Here is a 17,250-nt window from a genome sequence, read left to right as displayed (position 1 = left end):
TTCTGGTTTAATCCCTGAGATCCAGCGCCAGAAGGTGCTGGTTGCAGGTGATGAACAGGCGGCGGTTGTCAGAGCCGCCGAATGTGCAGTTGGTCGGGGTATAGGGGAGTCGGATGAAGCCGAGAGGGCATCCTGAACTGTCCAGGATGTGAATTCCGGTCTCTGACGTCGTCCAGATCCAGCCACGTTGATCCACGGCCAATCCATCGGGAATACCGTGTTCAACGCTGTAAAAAGGGTGCTCTTCGGAAAGAGTACCGTTTTCCGCAACGGTAAAAGCCTGAATGGCGTGCGTGGCTCCGCCAATCGCCCGCGACGTATCCGAAACATACAGTGTATGGCCGTCGGGTGAAAAAGCCAGACCATTTGGCTGATCCAGATCCGCCATGCGGGTCAGCGTGGCACTCGGCCGATGGTATCGGTACACGCTCCGATGAGGCAGTTCGGGGTCTGCGATGTACCCTTCGCGGGGGGACGTGATGCCGAAAACGGGGTCTGTAAACCAGAGTGTATCGTGCGGTCCTGCAACGATGTCATTGGGCGCATTCAGCCTTCCACCCTGATAATGCGTGATGAGAGGCAGGGCCTCTTTTCCGGGGTGGGAAACACTGATGCACCGGCGGCCATGCTCACAATGAGCCATTGTCCCATCAGAGAGCAGGGCATTGCCATTGATGAACCATGTCGGATCAAGAACCGTGTGGACATGACCGTCCGGATGCCATGCCATCAATCGACGGGAAATGACATCTGACCAGATCAACCGGTTTCCTTCGGCATCCCAGACAGGGCCTTCACCATGTGTCGTTCCTTCATGCAACAGAAGAAGCGGCGTATCGAAATCCAGTACGGCTGCCAGAAGGGGATCATTGATCCTCAGGCCGGGCATGATACCCAGAATTCTTGGTGCTCCAGCGCGCCGCAGGAATGTACCGATAAGCACATTCTTCACAGGTAGCCTCTTTCCTTTGCACTCGACCCGGGATGAGACACAGAGTCTCCGGCCTGTCTCCTGAGATCGTAGTTAAGGGCCTGAGTGTGTTCTGTTGTGCGGAGTGTGAACGTCATGGAGGGCTGGTGGTTCAAGTTGGATACATTTTGCACCCTTCCGGCGCATTTTGACGCAGAAATTTACCAAGTTCCCTGAATGTCGAGGCGCGTGGGTCTGAGGCACGCCAGACAAGACCGATCGTCCGGCAGGCCTCGGGTTCGGAGAGGGGACGGACGGTGATGAGGCTCTCGAAATCCATTCTGTTTCGGAGCGCCAGTCTGGGGATCAGAGAGAAGCCTTCACCCGCGCCGATCATGTGCCAGAGCATTTCGAGGCTGGTGGCCAGTCGAGGCTCACGTTGACGGGGAACGGTCGGGCAGATGGAGAGCGCCTGATCGCGCAGGCAGTGTCCGTCCTCCAAGAGCAGAAGGTCAGGGCGACCAAGCTGTTTCAGAGAGATTTTGTTTTTGCCAGCAAGTTCATGGGTCGCAGGGAAGACACCCAGAAATGCCTCTTCGAAGAGTGGAATGGTTTCCAGTGCTTCCGAAGGGGCAGGGAGCGCCATCAGGGCCAGATCCAGTTCGTTATTTCGCAGAGCATGAACAAGCGTGTCAGTCATGCCTTCCGTGAGGCGAAGATGCAGGTTGGGATAGTCGTTCCGCAAATGGGGGAGGATGCCCGGAATGTAATACGGCCCGAGCGTCGGGATGACACCAAGCCGCAAAATACCATCCAGCGGGCTGGTATGTGCTCTTGCGGCTTCCAGCAGATTGCGTGCGGCTGCCAGAACGTCGCGGCCGAGTGCAATGAGTCGTTCCCCGTCGGGGGTTGGCGCGACGTGACGGCGCGACCGTTCGAACAATGTGACGTCAAGAAGCTGCTCGAGCTTCCGGACCTGTTCGGACAGCCCCGCCTGACTCACGCCGCAGCGTTCGGCAGCGCGGGAAAAATTGCGGAGGTCGTCCACCGCCACGACATATTCGATGTCTCGCAGGGACAGGCCGGAAAGGGGAACATAGCTCATGGAATGATAGATAGGATCGAACTTAAAAATATGGAAGTGCGGTTTTACCTGTTAAAAAATTCAAAGGTTCATCTGTGCGTGGAAGACACACCGAAGTACGAGGCGTATAAGGTTCGACACATTTTCCAGAGGAAGGATCAAGAACCATGTCCCAGCGCGCAGCTCTTGTGACCGGTGGTTCCCGTGGTATCGGTGCCGCAATCGCACTTCGTCTTGCCGCAGACGGCTATGATGTTGCCATTTCCTATGCCAGCAACGAAGCGGCTGCCGCTGCTGTTGTCAGCCAGATCGAGGCCAAGGGCCGTAAGGCCGTGGCCATCAAGGCTCATGGTGGAACGGCTGAAGGGAATATTGCCGTTGTGGCCAAGGCTGTTGAGACGTTTGGTCGTCTGGATGCTCTGGTTTGTAATGCCGGTATTTATCCGTATGGCCCGATTGATCAGATGAGCGTTGAGCAGATCGACAAGGTTCTGAACCTCAATGTGCGCGCCGTTATGGTTGAGACCATGGAAGCCGTGAAGCACATGGGGCAGGGTGGCCGCCTGATTTATATCGGCTCTGCGTTCGGTGCTCGTGCGCCTTTCCCGGGAATTTCCCTGTACGCAGCAACGAAGGCTGCTCTGGAAGGTTTTGCAAAGGGCGTTGCGCGTGATGTGGGACCAAAGGGTATCACTTGCAATGTCGTAGAACCCGGCCCGATCGATACGGATCTTAATCCGGCCGATGGCGAAGGTGCCGCACTAATCCAGAGCTTTACAGCCACGAACTCTTACGGGAAGGTGGCTGACATTGCTGATTTTGTTGGGCTTCTCGCCAGCCCGGCTGCGTCCTACATCACCGGCGCGTCTCTGCCGGTCGATGGTGGCCTGACCGCCTGATCGCAAAATCCATTCGGGTCATCCTGTTTTCTCGGCTTGTTATCAGATCGCCTTCGCAACATCCTGTCAGGTAGTCAGGCTGAATGTGCTGGCAGGATGAGAAGGAAAACAGGATGACGTTCGGGCGCAGGGCCTTTCTGGCAAATACAACGCTTTTTGCGGGGACTTTCGCACTTGGCGCCCGAGCAGCGGGAGTGCCGTCTTCCGGCACTGACGATCTGACGGCGTTCATTTACGCCATGCCGAAAGCCGAAATGCATGTGCATCTTGAAGGGACGCTGGAACCGGAAATGAAATTCCGGTTCGCCCGCCGGAACGGGGTGACGCTCCCTTACAAGACCGTGGAAGAAATGAGGGACAGCTACAACTTCCACGATCTTCAGAGCTTTCTGAAAATTTTCTATGAAGGCAAAAGTGTTCTGCTCAAGGAGCAGGATTTCTATGAGCTGACCTATGCCTATCTGACGAAGGCTGCATCCCAGAATGTTCTGTACACGGAGATGTTCTTTGATCCGCAGATGCATACGGATCGTGGTATTTCCTTTTCGACGGTCATGGCTGGCCTGACCCGCGCGCAGACAGATGCCCGGAAGAACCTGAAAATCGACTCTCAGCTTGTGCTCTGCTTCGAGCGTGAACTGAGTGCTGAATCCGCCATGAAGACGCTGGAGAGTGCGCTTCCGTACCGTCAGCATATTGTGGGGATTGGGCTGGATTCAGATGAGAAGAACAATCCGCCGGACAAGTTCCGGGAGGTCTTTGCCCGGGCGAGGAAGGAAGGCTTCCACCTGACGATGCACTGCGATCTGAATCAGCTCGATACGCATGAGCACATCCGCCAGGTTCTGGAAGACATTCAGGCAGACCGGATCGATCACGGCGGCAATATTCTGGAACGCCCCGATCTTGTCGCCATTGCCAAACGCCGGGGAACGGCTTTCACGGTCTGCCCTGTTGCCTGTGGGTGGCTGCGGGAAAATGGCGAGAATATCAATATCATCCGCGGGATGCTGGATCGTGGTCTGAAGGTAACGGTAGCGTCCGATGATCCGGCTTACATGAAGGGTAACTACGTCGCAGAAAGCCTTGTGGTGGCGCAGGGGGATGCAAACCTTAGCAAGCAGGATTTGTTGACGTTGGCGCGCAACAGTTTTGAAGCGTCCTGGATCAGTTCGGCTCAACGGAAAACCTACCTTGCAAAGCTTGAGGTTTTCCAGCGGCAATGGGCTTGAAGGTCTGGCCAGCGGCTCTGATATGAGATAGGCAATTGTGATGAGGGTTTGATCTGTATTCGGTTTGACCGATCAATCATATTGACAGGAACTGTTTCCTGTCCCTCTCATTCTGTGGGACATAGGTTCCGCAACACAACACGAGCGACAAAGCAGGAGACCTTCTGATGGTTCGCATCAATTCGCCGCTGGCACCGTTTTCGACCGACGCATTCCGCGACGGCAAGTTCCTGACCGTCACGGACGCAGACGTCCGCGGCAAGTGGTCCGTTTTCTTCTTCTATCCGGCCGACTTCACGTTTGTCTGCCCGACGGAACTGGAAGACCTCGCTGACAACCAGGCTGCTTTCGACAAGCTGGGCGTTGAACTCTACGCTGTCTCCACGGACAAGCACTTCACGCACAAGGCCTGGCACGACACGTCCCCGGCAATCGGCAAGATCAAGTACACGATGCTCGGCGACCCGACAGGCACGATCTCCCGCAGCTTCGGTGTTCTGATCGAAGAAGCTGGTCTGGCTGACCGCGGTACGTTCCTGCTCGATCCGGAAGGCAAGGTTCAGTACATCGAGATCACGGCTGGTGGCGTTGGCCGCTCCGCGACAGAACTGCTCGCCAAGATCGAGGCTGCGCAGTACGTCGCAAGCCACCCGGGTGAAGTTTGCCCGGCCAAGTGGAAGGAAGGCAGCGCAACGCTGAAGCCGTCCCTCGACCTCGTCGGCAAGATCTGATCGTGCCCGGTGAGGCATGACAGCCTCACCATCCTCCTGCCTCTCTTTGGGAGGCAGGATTTAACAAGAATTTTTTCTTACAAAACCGCTGGAGAAAACGATGCTTCAGGACGACCTGAAAACCCAGATGCGCGCCTATATGGAGTACCTGCGGAGCGACGTCCTGCTCGAAGCCACGCTTGGCTCTGACGACCGCTCTGCTGAAGTGCGCGGATTGCTGGAAGATATTGCCAGCCTGTCAGACAAGGTGACGTTTTCCGATGCGGGAACGGCATCGCGCCGCCCCTCCTTTGTGATCCGTCGTGCCGGTTCCGTGGAGGAGGTGACGTTTGCCGGCCTGCCCATGGGGCATGAGTTTACATCTCTGGTTCTGGGCCTGCTTCAGGTCAGCGGCCATCCGCCCAAGATCGAGGCCGATCTTGTTGAACAGATCAAGGCGCTGGATGGGGACTTCCATTTCGAGACGTATTTCTCCCAGTCCTGCCAGAACTGCCCGGATGTTGTGCAGGCTCTGAACGCCATGAGCGTTCTGAACCCGAAGATCCATCACACGGCGATTGATGGCGCGGACTTCCCAGAAGAAGTTGAGCGTCTGGGTATTCGTTCCGTGCCACAGGTGTACCTGAACGGGGAGCCGTTTGCGTCTGGCCGTATGGAGGTCGCGGATATTCTCGCCAAACTGGATGCCTCTTCCGTTGAGCGCGCTGCTGCGAAGCTGAAGGATGTGGCACCATTTGATGTGCTCGTGCTGGGTGCTGGCCCTGCTGGTGCGTCGGCCGCCATCTACGCCGCGCGTAAAGGCCTGCGGACAGGGCTGGTTGCTGACCGCTTTGGTGGGCAGGTCATGGATACGGCTGGCATCGAGAACTTCATTTCTGTGAAGGAAACGGAAGGTCCGCAGTTGGCCGGGGCGCTGGAAGCCCATGTGCGCCAGTATGATGTACAGATCATTGCGTCCCAGAAGGCTGCAAAGCTGGTTCCGACAAAGCAGCCGGGTGGATTGCACGAGATTGTTCTGGAAAGCGGAGCGACCCTGCGGTCCAAGACGATTATTCTGGCGACAGGCGCGCGCTGGCGTCAGCTTGGCGTCCCTGGGGAGGAAGAATATCGCACGAAGGGCGTGGCCTATTGCCCGCATTGCGATGGTCCGTTCTACAAGGGGCGCCCGGTTGTCGTGACTGGAGGCGGTAATAGCGGTGTGGAAGCTGCGATTGATCTGGCCAACATCGTATCTCACGTTACGCTTCTCCAGCGTGGGGCGCATCTGAAGGCAGACAAGGTTTTGCAGGATAAGCTGCTGAGCTTGCCGAACGTCACCGTTCTGATGAGTGCGCTCACCACGAAGATCGAAGGCAATGGCAAGGAAGTCACTGGTCTGACTTACAGCGATGCGGATGGTGGGCTGCATCATATCAAGATGGATGGTGTGTTCGTACAGATCGGACTGCTACCCAACACAGATTGGCTGAAAGGTTCTCTGGACCTCAGCCCTTATGGCGAAATCGTCATCAACGATCATTGTGCGACATCTGTACCGGGTATTTTCGCGGCCGGTGATGCGACGACAGTGCCCTACAAGCAGATCGTGATTGCGATGGGCGAGGGGGCAAAGGCATCTCTTTCGGCCTTTGATTACCTGATCCGCATGCCGGCTATTGAAAAGGAAGTTGAACTGGCCTGATCGGGGATTGGGGGGCGGAAGAAGCCGGTGTATGGTCTGGCCATGCATCCCTATCTGCTTCCCCTTCTTGCGTTCGCTGCCACCGCAGCAATCTTCACAATTACGCCGGGTCTCGACACGGCCATGACGCTGCGAACTGCCACAACAGCAGGCTGGAAAGCCGGGTTGGCGGCCGTTCTGGGAATTTGTCTTGGGCTTGCCGTCTGGGGTTTGGGCGCGGCGTTTGGGTTGACTGCATTACTCGCAGCCTCCGAAACAGCGTTCACGGCGGTCAAATGGGCGGGTGCGCTGTATCTGGGATGGATGGGCGTCAAGCTGTTGCTCCATCCTCGTTCTTCCCTTGCCCATGAACAGGAAGAAGCGGCGGCCGAACAGCCCACAAACCGTCCTGAAGCCGGGGTTGCGTTCCGTCGGGGGCTTCTGAGCAATTTGCTCAACCCGAAGGTTGGCGTGTTTTACATGACGTTCATGCCGCAGTTCATTCCGCCACATGTCAATGTTCAGGAGTTTTCTTTGCTCCTCACGGCCATTCAGGCGGTGCTTTCCTTCGCATGGCTTGGGCTGCTGGTCGCGCTGACCATCCCGTTGGGGCGGTTTTTATCTAGCCCCGTTGTAGTGCGCCGTATGGACCGTCTGACCGGTGGTGTTTTCCTGCTGTTCAGCCTGAAACTCGCTTTGGCACGCCGGGTCTGAGTTGTCAGGCTGTTCTGGGAAGAACAAAAGCCCGATCTGTCTGAGGCATCCCGATATGCTGATAAAAGGACACAGCGCCCGGGGCTGCAATCAGGATGCAGGCACATTCCGGGCCTGCATGATGCTGTGTTGTCGCGATCAGTTTCTTGCCAATGCCATGACCCTTGTAATCTTCATGCACAGCAAGATCTGACAGATAGCAGGCATAGGCGCCGTCCGTAATGGAGCGTGCTATTCCAACGAGTTCTCCGCTCTGACTATCCCGTGCAGTAATCGTTAGGTTTGCACCATCAAGCATACGCTGCAGGCGCCCGAGGTCATCGACGGGTCGACGCACCCCTAGACCTGACCTTCGCAATAGATGAGCGAATTCTTCGGCAGATGGTATGGCTCGATTATAAAGAATGGTCATGGGAGAAGATCTTGCTGGTCGAGAGAGACCCCTGACGATCTGGACGAAGCAGATCGTCAGGGGTGAAGCTCAGGCTGCTGCCATGCCGCGCAGAACATAAGGCAGGATACCACCGTGGCGGTAGTAATCCGCCTCGTCCACGGTATCGACACGGCAGAGCAGGGGAACCTGCTGCTGGCTGCCATCCTGACGGGTAATGGTCATGATCAGCGTCTTATGGGGCGTCAGGTCACTAATACCGGAAATGCTGATTGTTTCTGTACCATCCAGCCCGAGGGTTTTGCGGGTTGTGCCGTCTTCGAACGTCAGTGGTAGAACGCCCATGCCGACGAGGTTTGAGCGGTGGATACGCTCAAAACTTTCTGCAATCACGGCTTTAACGCCGAGCAGGCGTGTGCCCTTGGCGGCCCAGTCACGGGAAGAGCCCATGCCGTATTCTTTGCCACCAAAGACGACGAGTGGTGTGCCTTCTTCAGCATAACGGGTCGCGGCATCGTAGATGGACATCAGGGTGCCATCGGGCTGATGGCGTGTCATGCCGCCCTCGGTCCCGGGGGCCATCTCGTTGCGGATACGGATGTTGGCGAATGTGCCTCGCACCATCACGCGATCATTGCCTCGGCGGGAGCCATAGGAGTTGAAATCCCTGACCAAAACCTGATGCTCCTGAAGGTACTCACCAGCTGGGGAAGACGCGGCGATGGAGCCAGCCGGGGAGATATGGTCCGTGGTGATGTTGTCACCGAGCAGAGCCAGAACGCGGGCACCGGAAATATCCGTCGGGTTCTGGGGATCGGCCTTCAGGTCCGTGAAGTAAGGTGGGTCCTGCACATAAGTCGAACCGGGCTGCCATTTGAAGGTTGCGGACTCGCTGGCTGATCCGAGCGCCTGCCATTCCGGCGTGCCCTCGGTGATGCGGCTGTAGCGATCCACAAAGGCTTCGCGCGTGACGGCCGTTCCGACCAGTTCCGCGACTTCATGATTGGACGGCCAGATGTCCTTCAGATGTACGGGTGTTCCGTCCGGTGCATGTCCCAGAACGGCGGTCGTAATGTCCTGACGCATGGTGCCCAGCAGGGCATAAGCCACCACAAGCGGAGGGCTGGCGAGGTAATTTGCGCGGACGTTCGGTGAAATGCGGCCTTCAAAGTTGCGATTGCCCGAGAGAACGGACGTTGCAACCAGATTGTGGCCTTCAATCGCATCAACCAGCGGCTGGTCCAGCGGGCCGGAATTGCCGATGCAGGTCGTGCAGCCATAGCCTACGGTCTCGAAACCGAGTGCATCAAGGTCAGCGGACAGACCCGCGCGATCCAGATAATCCGTCACGACCTGAGAGCCGGGAGCGAGGGAGGTTTTGACCCAGGGTTTGGGCTTGAGGCCAAGTGCACGCGCTTTCCGGGCGACCAGACCAGCGGCCACGAGAACAGCGGGATTGGACGTGTTGGTGCAGGACGTGATGGCCGCAATGACGACCGAGCCATGTTCCAGCGCGTAATCCGTTCCCGCGACCGGAGCGGTGACGATGGTGTTTTCCGGTTTGACGCCGAGCGTCTCTGTCAGAGCCTTCTCAAAAGCCTCGGAGGCAGAGCGCAGTTCTACGCGGTCCTGTGGACGCTTCGGGCCAGCAAGAGAGGGCGTGACGATGCTGAGATCCAGCGACAGCGTGGAAGAGAAGACCGGTTCTGGCGTGGATATGTCGCGGAACATGCCCTGAGCCCGCAGATAGGCTTCGACAAGGGTAATGCGGTGTTCATCCCGGCCAGTCTGACGCAGGTAATCCAGTGCCAGCGCATCGACAGGGAAGAAGCCGCAGGTTGCGCCATATTCCGGGGCCATATTGGCGATGGTTGCGCGGTCTGCAACGGGCAGGTGGTCGAGCGCAGGACCATAGAACTCGACAAATTTCCCAACAACGCCCTTGGCGCGGAGCATTTGCGTGATGGTCAGGACAAGGTCTGTGGCCGTTGTGCCTTCTGGAAGTTTGCCGTCCAAGCGGAAACCGACAACGTCCGGAATGAGCATGGAAATCGGCTGGCCGAGCATTGCGGCTTCAGCTTCAATACCGCCGACGCCCCAGCCCAGAACGCCCAGTCCATTGACCATGGTTGTGTGGGAATCCGTGCCATACAGCGTGTCCGGATAGGCGTAGGTGACGCCGTCGATTGTGCTGGTCCAGACAACCTGGGACAGGTATTCCAGATTGACCTGATGGCAGATGCCCGCACCCGGCGGCACGACGCGGAACTGGTCAAACGCCTGCTGGCCCCAGCGCAGAAACGCATAACGCTCGCCATTTCGCTCGAATTCCAGAGAGACGTTCTGCTGAAGCGCATCCGCACGGCCTGCGACATCGACCATGACGGAATGGTCGATCACGAGATCCACGGGAACGAGCGGATTGACCTTCCGCGGGTCTCCGTTGAGGGACAGGATACCGTCGCGCATGGCGGCCAGATCGACAACAGCTGGAACACCCGTGAAATCCTGCATCAGGATGCGGGACGGCTTGAACGGCACTTCCTGCGTCGAGCCGGCAGAGCGCAGCCAGTCTGCGATGGCCTGTGCGTCTTCTACCTTGTAGCTCGTGCCGTCCGTAAAGCGCAGGACGTTTTCAAGCAGAACCTTGAGGCTGACGGGAAGGCGGGAAATATCCCCGATCTTCTCCGCAGCCACGGGAAGGGAGAAATAGCGATAGGTCTGTCCGTTAACGGACAGGTCGCGCTGGCTGCCCAGAAGATCGCGTCCAACCTGTTTCATGATGTCTGTGTTCCCTGCTGGTCGTGTCGTCTGTTCAGTGAATGGCGCGCAGGAGAGCCTGCGTAACATCTTCTGTTGTCGCGGTGCCGCCTAGGTCGCGGGTGCGGATACCATCTGTCGTCAGGATCTGCTTCATGCCGCCATCAAGACGGGCGGACAGGTCCTGACGTCCCACATGGGCCAGCATCATGCTGGCAGCCATCATGAGGGCCAGCGGGTTGGCAACGCCTTTGCCAGCAATATCCGGAGCTGACCCGTGGACGGCTTCGAACACCGCCATCTTCTCTCCGATATTGGCTCCCGGAGCCATGCCCAGACCGCCCACGAGGCCGGCTGTCAGATCGGAGAGGATATCACCAAAGAGGTTGGTCGTGACGATAACATCGTAGTTTTCCGGCTTGATGACGAGTTCCATCGCGCAGGCATCGACAATGCGTTCTTCAAGTTCGATGCGGCCTTCATATTCGGCAGCCACGCGGCGGCCTTCATGCAGGAAGATACCGCTGAGGATCTTGAGAATATTGGCCTTGTGAACCAGCGTGACCTTCTTGCGACCGTTCTTCACAGCGTATTCGAACGCGAACCTGACGATACGATTACATTCCGCACGTGTGTTGAAGCCTGCGCCATAGGCCACGGCTTCCGGATCGTCGCCAACGCGCATGTAGTGTTCCATGGCGGCATAGAGACCCTCGACGTTCTCGCGGATCACGACCAGATCGACATTGCTGTAACGGCCACCTGGAACGATCGTCTGTGTTGGGCGGACATTGGCGTACAGATCGAACTGCTGGCGCAGCGTCACATTGATGGACCGGAAGCCCTTGCCGACCGGCGTTGTCAGCGGGCCTTTCAGGACCAGTCCCGTGCGGGCAATACTGTCGAGCGTCGCATCCGGAAGAGCGCTGCCCTGATTTTCCAGAGCGCCCATTCCTGCATTCTGATGATCCCAGACGAAGGGCGCGCCGAGTGCATCCAGAACAGTCGTGACGGAGGCCATGATCTCAGGTCCGATACCGTCACCGGCGATGAGCGTGGCGGGAATCTTGTTGGTCATGGCGTATCCTGTCTGTCCATGCTTAGAAGGCGTGCGGACTTTAGAGACGAAAACTGCTAGGTCCAATATTTCGTTGCAGGTTTCATCATACCTTAAAGGTATCGCATGGTTGAGTTACGTCATTTCCGCGCCGTCGTGGCCATCGCCGAGGAAGGGAATCTCACACGGGCGGCAGAACGGCTCGGGATTCAGCAGCCTCCCCTGACACGGATGTTACGGTCCTGTGAAGAAGCGATGGGTGTTCAACTTTTTGAGCGTCATGCCAAAGGCATGCGTCTGACGGCTGCCGGGCGGAGTATGCTCAAGGGAGCGTATGACATTCTCGACCGGGTTGATGAAACAGTTGAGGATGTTCGTCGGGTCGTGCGTGGCGAAAGTGGTGAGCTGTCTGTTGGTTTTACCAATTCGGCCATGTGTCATCCTAGTCTCCCGGCCGTATTGGGGCACTTCAGGGAGAGTTGGCCGGATGTGACGCTGACCCTGACGGAAGGTAATTCCAGCCAGCTTCTCGGCGCGTTAAGGGATGATCTTGTGGATGTGGCCTTTGTGCGTGCTTCCATCCCGGATGTATCGGATGTGATGGTGGAACTGATTCTGGAAGAGCCGATGGTGGTAGCGGTTCCCAGGGCGCATCCACTGGCTCTCAACCCACCAGCAGAAGGCCTCAGGCTGGCGGATCTCGAAAACGAAGACTTCATTCTCTATCAGAGCCAGTATAACAACGGCCTCTACAAGACGATTGTGGATGCCTGTCTGGGTGCTGGTTTCATGCCCAACATCCGACAGAAAGGACCTCAGCTTATGGCGGCGCTCAGTCTTGTAGCCGGAGGACTGGGTATTTCTGTCGTGCCCCATTCAATGCAACAGCATCACGCGGGGCAGATTGCTTATATTCCCCTTTCATCCCGGACGGCTCTGACGGCACCCGTCTATCTTGTCTATCGGTCCGTGAGGATGACGGGTGCCAAGCTGTACTTCATTCATCAGGCGCGCCAGATGCGGACGCGCCAGTTCGGGACACCTAAAATTCCGTCCTAACGAAGAGCCTGTGTTTCCCGGATCAGGGCGTGGATGAATGCCAGCTTCTCGCGCACGCCGACCGTCAGGACAAAGGGGTAAAAATCAGCCAGCCCCATGGATCGGTTGAGGCTGTTGACGGCAGAGGTCAGCGGAACCCACGCATCCATGATCTCGTCAAAAGTGGCGGTCAGATAAGGGTCATTCATCGGGCCATCCGTCGACAGGGTGGATGGGTCTGGGATGCCCGGATGGATCGTGACGCCGTAAGCCCAGGCCGTTTCCAGTGTGGAGACGATGTGCAGGTAGTGGGCCCATGTTTCGGCAAAGTCTTCCCATGGGTGAGATGTCGCATAGCTGCTGACGTGGCGTTCGCGCCAGTCTTCCGGAGGAGGATTGTTATAATGGCGTTGCAGGGCTTCCTGATAGTCCTGACTGTCATCTCCGAAGATGGCGCGGCAGCTTTCCAGGCGTCCGGCATCACGCACCAGAACGTTCCAGTAATAATGGCCGATCTCGTGGCGGAAATGCCCGAGAAGGGTGCGGTAATATTCCCCCATCTCAACGCGCATGCGCTCGCGCTCTGCATCGTCGGCTTCCCGGATGGCGAGGGTGATGAGGCCGTTATTATGGCCTGTCATGACGGGGGCTGAGCCGTCCGGGGCATCGTCGAGAAAATCGAAGGCAAGCCCGTTATCCGGATCTTCCCGCCAACTCCGGATCGGAAGTTTCAGGCGTATCAACGTGTAAAACAGACGGTGCTTGGCGACTTCGATTTTCCGCCACCGCTCAAGGTTTTTCGGATCTTTCAGATTGGGAATGGTCCGATTGAACCTACAGGCAAAACAGATGGGCGGCTGGCCTGTCTGGCTCGGGGTCGTGAGCCAGTTGCAGGCGTCATGCTCATGGTTGGAGCAGTAAACCAGTTCTGCGTTTCGTACCTGTGGCTCCATCGGGTGCCATCGACCGTGCCCCATAGGTTCAAGAGCCGTCAGGACGGACAGGCCTGGAAGGTAGCCTACCGGATGATGGCAGGATTCACAGGTCGTATTTTCGAAGTACAGAGCCTGCTGACAACACTGACACGAGAAAAGTTTCACAGCTTCGGCACCTTTGCGGCTCTTGCCGAAGCATGATGTCAGGTCTTTGCCACTTCATGCAAATGCTCGGCTTCCATCAGAACGTCAAAACGGGCCTGACAGTGATCCAGCAACCCCGAAACTGGCGCAGCGTCTTCCGGCGTTGCGGAAACAGCGAGGGGAATATGGTTCTGCGCCGTAATCAGACCGGATGTCGTATCGAAGCCGAGCCAGCCGTTGTGGGGGAGCAGGATTTCTGCCCAGGCGTGCAGGTCACAGGTCAGGGCGTTTTGGTTGTTGTCCTGCGCGGCAGGCTGGATGAGATATCCAGAGACGAAGCGTGCTGCGAAACCAAGATGACGTGCAAGGGCGACGAGAAGCCAGGCGCTGTCCCGGCAGGAGCCTGTTTGGCGGGAAAGGGTTTCTACGGGTGCCCAGATCCCCGGCTCCATGCGGGGTTGATAACGAAGAGTCGCTGCAATCCGACGATTAAGCCAGATCAGTCGATCGAGATCCGTGTCTCCGGATGTGGAAAACGATCCAGCCAGAAAGGTTTCGAGAACGGACGTGTCAGCGATAGGCTGTCTGTAAGACGGTTGCGTCTCTTCGAAAGAGGAAGAAAGAGCAGCAAGAGGATCATAAGGGGTCAGGTCCACCGTCATGCGGACTTCAATATCGAAATGCGACATCCTGTCCCGGAAAACGGCTTCGGCAACGGTGTTGGCGTGCTGATCCTGCTGCCAGACAAGATGACTCTCGCCCGGGCCGACGCTCAGGGCGTAAGCCAGAACCGTATTGGACGCTCTGGCCGGGGGGCGCAGGCGGATCGTCTGAGGACCCAGAAACACGGGACGATCATAGCGGTAAGAAGTGTGATGACGGATCATCACGGGCGTGTTCATTCTCTCATGTTTCCTGAAAGCCGCGCATGAGTGTCTGTTTCTTGCCTTGGAAAGATGCGGGCGTGGTTCCTGATCCTTCTCCTATCGTAACAGGAAGAACAGGAACGGCAACTCTCCTGATATGATCTGGAAAAAACGGAACGGCTTCGTGTTTTCCTGCTTGGCAAACAGGGCGGAATTGATAGGTTAATAAATAATCGTAATGATCCGGCCGGGTATGCTTCATACAATCGTCGGGTAAGGAAGCGGGGCACACAGATGAAGTCCAACGTCTTGCACTCCCAGGCCCAGGAAGCCGGTATTTTTTCTGCCTATCACAGGCCTGAATTCTTTTGCGAACTGATGAACCGTGGAGAAGACCTTCCAGAAGCTCTCCGGCAGGTTCAGGAACGTCTGGCCCATTTTGACATCAAGGAATTGCGGCACCGCACCGCGAATGCTGAAACCCAGCTCTATCGTCTGGGCATTACGTTCACCGTCTATTCGGACCGGGAAGCCATTGACCGCGTTTTGCCGTTCGATGTCATTCCCCGTGTCCTGACAGCCGAGGAATGGGCCTTTATCGAGCGCGGCGTGCAACAGCGCGTCAAAGCGATCAACATGTTTCTGTGGGACATCTACCATGACCGGAAGATCCTTCAGGATGGCCTGATTCCCGCTGATCTGGTGTTGAAAAATGCCAATTATTGTCAGGCCATGGTCGGCGTCGATGTTCCGGGAGGTGTTTATGTTCATATCAACGGGACGGATCTGATCCGGGATCGGAGCGGGCGTTTTCTGGTTCTGGAGGACAATGCGAGAACCCCGTCGGGTGTGTCATATGTGATCGAGAACCGTCATATGATGCTGCGGCTGATGCCGGATCTGGCATCCGGTATGCCGCTGCGCTCCGTTGAGGACTATGGTCTCCGATTGCACCGGGCTTTGTGTGACGTGGCACCCAAAGGAGTCGAAAACCCACAGGTCGTTCTGCTGTCTCCGGGGATCTATAACTCTGCTTATTTTGAGCATGTGTTTCTGGCGCGGGAAATGGGTGTTCCTCTCGTGGAGGGGCGCGATCTTCTGGTCGAAAACCACCATGTTTACATGCGGACCGTCGCAGGCCTGAGGCCGGTCCATTCCATCTATCGTCGCATCGACGACGCTTTTCTGGACCCGTTGGCATTCAATCCGGAAAGTCTTCTTGGCGTACCAGGGCTGGTCGAAGCATATCGACGCGGTAACGTAACGATTGCCAATGCGTTGGGGACAGGTGTTGCGGACGACAAGGCAGTCTATGCGTATATGCCCCGGATCATCCGATATTACCTTGATGAAGAGCCTATTCTGGGAAGTGTAGAGACGCATATCTGCGCCGAACCAGAAGGGTTGGCTTTTACATTGGCCAATCTTGAAAAACTGGTCGTGAAGCCTGTTGGAGAATCCGGGGGATATGGTCTGCTGATCGGGCCGCACGCCACCGAAAGCGAACTGGAGGATTTCCGGCAGCGTCTGCTTGATAACCCGTCAAATTACATCAGCCAGCCTGTCATTGACCTGTCTGTAGCCCCTACTTTGTGTGATGCGGGTGTGGAGGCGCGGCATGTTGATCTGCGTCCCTTTGCATTGACTGGAAAATCGACCTGGGTTCTTCCGGGCGGCTTGTCCCGTGTGGCTCTCCGCAAGGGGTCTCTGGTCGTGAATTCTTCTCAGGGCGGTGGGTCCAAGGATACATGGGTGATGTCCGTATGACACAGCTTTCTCCAACCTCGACCGGGATGCTTTCCAACCTCAACACGCTGTTGTCCCGTTATGCCGAGAGCATGATGTGGCTGGCGCGTTACATGGAGCGTATCGAGAATCTGGCCCGTCTGATTGAAGTTACGGAAGCGTTCGTCCGAGGACCGGATGGCCGGACCGTTTGGGAGACGATCGTTCAGATCAACTCCGATGAGGGGCGTTTTCAGGCACTGCATCCTGCGGCAACGGAGCAGGATTATATCCAGTTCTATATCACCGATCTGGCCAATCCCAGCTCCATCAAAGGGATGGCGAATGCCGTGCGTGAGAATGCCCGCTCTGCGCGACCGCTGATTTCCACGGAAATGTGGATGCATCTGAACGTCTTCACACGATGGGTTCTGGATCTTGATCCGTCAGACATTCGTCGAACCGGTCTTTCTGCGCTGTGCAACAGGATCAAGCAGGATTGTCAGACTCATACGGGCGTGACGGAAGGGACGTTGTACCGCGATCAGGCGTGGCTCTTTTATCTTCTCGACCGTCATCTGGAACGCAGCGATCAGATTACCCGCCTTATTGATACGCGGTATCACACGCTTCTTCCGTGTGAGGAAGAAGTCGGGTCGGAAATTGATACGACGCAGTGGGCCTCTGTTCTGCGCTCTGCGGCAGCTTACCATGCGTTTCGTCGCTTGCAGCCGGTAACGACAACGCCGGCGAATGTTGTCGGCTTTCTATTGAAGAATGAAGGTTTCCCCAGATCTCTGGCCCTGAATCTGCGGCAGACGGATGCGGTTCTGGCAGCCTTGTCCGCACATTATAATCTGCGACGGCAAAATTACGCCATTCAGGAGCGATTGTCCGAACTCCGCGCTACGCTGGAAGACCAAACAGCGGAAGATATCATTATTCGTGGTTTGCATGAATACATGTACTGGATTCAGGAGCAGATCGAAGCCATTCAGAATGAAGCTGCCGCTGCCTATTGGCCTCCGATTGAAAAACTCCATGTTCCGGAATGTTATATGGAGCAATGATGGTGTCAGCGCAGGGGTAGAAGATTAAAATCTG

Annotated in this window: 15 protein-coding genes; 8 read left to right on the top strand and 7 right to left on the bottom strand. The window is 56.8% G+C overall.

The window, feature by feature from the left end; genetic code table 11:
- Positions 1–7: 7 nt before the first annotated feature.
- A complete protein-coding gene (locus GJA01_RS03020; RefSeq protein WP_062504755.1) occupies positions 8–952 on the bottom strand; it encodes an SMP-30/gluconolactonase/LRE family protein in 945 nt (314 codons plus the stop codon).
- A 130-nt stretch (positions 953–1,082) separates the two neighbouring features.
- Positions 1,083–2,015 (bottom strand): hydrogen peroxide-inducible genes activator, encoded by a 933-nt coding sequence (locus GJA01_RS03015; RefSeq protein WP_062022709.1) that lies wholly within the window; start codon positions 2,013–2,015, stop codon positions 1,083–1,085.
- Positions 2,016–2,161: 146 nt separating this feature from the next.
- Between GJA01_RS03015 and GJA01_RS03010 the strand changes: the two genes are divergently transcribed.
- The 5 genes from GJA01_RS03010 (at position 2,162) to GJA01_RS02990 (ending at position 7,230) form a co-directional block, all read left to right on the top strand.
- A complete protein-coding gene (locus GJA01_RS03010; protein WP_062504757.1) occupies positions 2,162–2,893 on the top strand; it encodes an SDR family oxidoreductase in 732 nt (243 codons plus the stop codon).
- A gap of 113 nt (positions 2,894–3,006) precedes the next feature.
- On the top strand, positions 3,007–4,125 hold the full coding sequence (gene add, locus GJA01_RS03005; protein ID WP_062504760.1) for an adenosine deaminase: 1,119 nt from the start codon (positions 3,007–3,009) through the stop codon (positions 4,123–4,125).
- Between the two features lie 167 nt (positions 4,126–4,292).
- Positions 4,293–4,856, top strand: a complete 564-nt coding sequence (gene ahpC / locus GJA01_RS03000; protein WP_007281520.1) for an alkyl hydroperoxide reductase subunit C — start codon at positions 4,293–4,295, stop codon at positions 4,854–4,856.
- A 100-nt stretch (positions 4,857–4,956) separates the two neighbouring features.
- A complete protein-coding gene (gene ahpF / locus GJA01_RS02995; RefSeq protein WP_062504762.1) occupies positions 4,957–6,537 on the top strand; it encodes an alkyl hydroperoxide reductase subunit F in 1,581 nt (526 codons plus the stop codon).
- 42 nt (positions 6,538–6,579) lie between these two features.
- Positions 6,580–7,230, top strand: coding sequence for a LysE family translocator (locus GJA01_RS02990; protein WP_174694498.1), 651 nt, complete (start codon positions 6,580–6,582; stop codon positions 7,228–7,230).
- 4 nt (positions 7,231–7,234) lie between these two features.
- Here the strand turns inward: GJA01_RS02990 and GJA01_RS02985 are convergent, their stop codons facing one another.
- From GJA01_RS02985 to GJA01_RS02975, 3 genes are all read right to left on the bottom strand, one after another.
- Positions 7,235–7,642 carry a GNAT family N-acetyltransferase gene (locus tag GJA01_RS02985; protein WP_062504764.1) on the bottom strand — a complete coding sequence of 136 codons (408 nt, stop codon included), beginning with the start codon at positions 7,640–7,642 and terminating at the stop codon, positions 7,235–7,237.
- A gap of 69 nt (positions 7,643–7,711) precedes the next feature.
- Positions 7,712–10,402 carry an aconitate hydratase AcnA gene (acnA, locus tag GJA01_RS02980; protein ID WP_062504766.1) on the bottom strand — a complete coding sequence of 897 codons (2,691 nt, stop codon included), beginning with the start codon at positions 10,400–10,402 and terminating at the stop codon, positions 7,712–7,714.
- A gap of 34 nt (positions 10,403–10,436) precedes the next feature.
- Positions 10,437–11,459 (bottom strand): isocitrate/isopropylmalate dehydrogenase family protein, encoded by a 1,023-nt coding sequence (locus GJA01_RS02975; protein ID WP_062504768.1) that lies wholly within the window; start codon positions 11,457–11,459, stop codon positions 10,437–10,439.
- 105 nt (positions 11,460–11,564) lie between these two features.
- Here GJA01_RS02975 and GJA01_RS02970 point away from each other — a divergent pair, with 105 nt between their 5' ends.
- On the top strand, positions 11,565–12,497 hold the full coding sequence (locus tag GJA01_RS02970; protein WP_062504770.1) for a LysR family transcriptional regulator: 933 nt from the start codon (positions 11,565–11,567) through the stop codon (positions 12,495–12,497).
- Here GJA01_RS02970 and GJA01_RS02965 read toward each other — a convergent pair.
- On the bottom strand, positions 12,494–13,576 hold the full coding sequence (locus GJA01_RS02965; protein ID WP_062504773.1) for a zinc-binding metallopeptidase family protein: 1,083 nt from the start codon (positions 13,574–13,576) through the stop codon (positions 12,494–12,496). The two genes, GJA01_RS02970 and GJA01_RS02965, sit on opposite strands and share 4 nt — an antisense overlap.
- A 38-nt stretch (positions 13,577–13,614) precedes the next feature.
- Entirely contained in the window at positions 13,615–14,457 is an 843-nt protein-coding gene (locus GJA01_RS02960; RefSeq protein ID WP_062504775.1) for a transglutaminase family protein, read from the bottom strand.
- Positions 14,458–14,715: 258 nt separating this feature from the next.
- Between GJA01_RS02960 and GJA01_RS02955 the strand changes: the two genes are divergently transcribed.
- Together GJA01_RS02955 and GJA01_RS02950 are read left to right on the top strand one after the other, a co-directional pair.
- Complete coding sequence (locus GJA01_RS02955; protein WP_062504777.1) at positions 14,716–16,188, top strand: circularly permuted type 2 ATP-grasp protein; 1,473 nt, start codon at positions 14,716–14,718, stop codon at positions 16,186–16,188.
- 26 nt (positions 16,189–16,214) lie between these two features.
- Entirely contained in the window at positions 16,215–17,216 is a 1,002-nt protein-coding gene (locus GJA01_RS02950; RefSeq protein ID WP_062504899.1) for an alpha-E domain-containing protein, read from the top strand.
- The last annotated feature ends 34 nt before the right edge of the window (positions 17,217–17,250 follow it).

Source organism: Gluconobacter japonicus, assembly GCF_002723975.1.
GTDB classification, from domain to species: Bacteria; Pseudomonadota; Alphaproteobacteria; order Acetobacterales; family Acetobacteraceae; genus Gluconobacter; species Gluconobacter japonicus.
Note: the sequence above shows the minus strand (reverse complement) of the source record. Positions and strands in the feature narration are given on the sequence as shown.

Excerpts from the sequence above, each read along its gene's own strand:
- GJA01_RS03015 (WP_062022709.1), bottom strand. The coding sequence starts at position 2,015 with ATGAGCTATGTTCCCCTTTCCGGCCTGTCCCTGCGAGACATCGAATAT.
- GJA01_RS03010 (WP_062504757.1), top strand. The coding sequence starts at position 2,162 with ATGTCCCAGCGCGCAGCTCTTGTGACCGGTGGTTCCCGTGGTATCGGT.
- add (WP_062504760.1), top strand. The coding sequence starts at position 3,007 with ATGACGTTCGGGCGCAGGGCCTTTCTGGCAAATACAACGCTTTTTGCG.
- ahpC (WP_007281520.1), top strand. The coding sequence starts at position 4,293 with ATGGTTCGCATCAATTCGCCGCTGGCACCGTTTTCGACCGACGCATTC.
- ahpF (WP_062504762.1), top strand. The coding sequence starts at position 4,957 with ATGCTTCAGGACGACCTGAAAACCCAGATGCGCGCCTATATGGAGTAC.
- GJA01_RS02990 (WP_174694498.1), top strand. The coding sequence starts at position 6,580 with ATGCATCCCTATCTGCTTCCCCTTCTTGCGTTCGCTGCCACCGCAGCA.
- GJA01_RS02985 (WP_062504764.1), bottom strand. The coding sequence starts at position 7,642 with ATGACCATTCTTTATAATCGAGCCATACCATCTGCCGAAGAATTCGCT.
- acnA (WP_062504766.1), bottom strand. The coding sequence starts at position 10,402 with ATGAAACAGGTTGGACGCGATCTTCTGGGCAGCCAGCGCGACCTGTCC.
- GJA01_RS02975 (WP_062504768.1), bottom strand. The coding sequence starts at position 11,459 with ATGACCAACAAGATTCCCGCCACGCTCATCGCCGGTGACGGTATCGGA.
- GJA01_RS02970 (WP_062504770.1), top strand. The coding sequence starts at position 11,565 with ATGGTTGAGTTACGTCATTTCCGCGCCGTCGTGGCCATCGCCGAGGAA.
- GJA01_RS02960 (WP_062504775.1), bottom strand. The coding sequence starts at position 14,457 with ATGAACACGCCCGTGATGATCCGTCATCACACTTCTTACCGCTATGAT.
- GJA01_RS02955 (WP_062504777.1), top strand. The coding sequence starts at position 14,716 with ATGAAGTCCAACGTCTTGCACTCCCAGGCCCAGGAAGCCGGTATTTTT.
- GJA01_RS02950 (WP_062504899.1), top strand. The coding sequence starts at position 16,215 with ATGCTTTCCAACCTCAACACGCTGTTGTCCCGTTATGCCGAGAGCATG.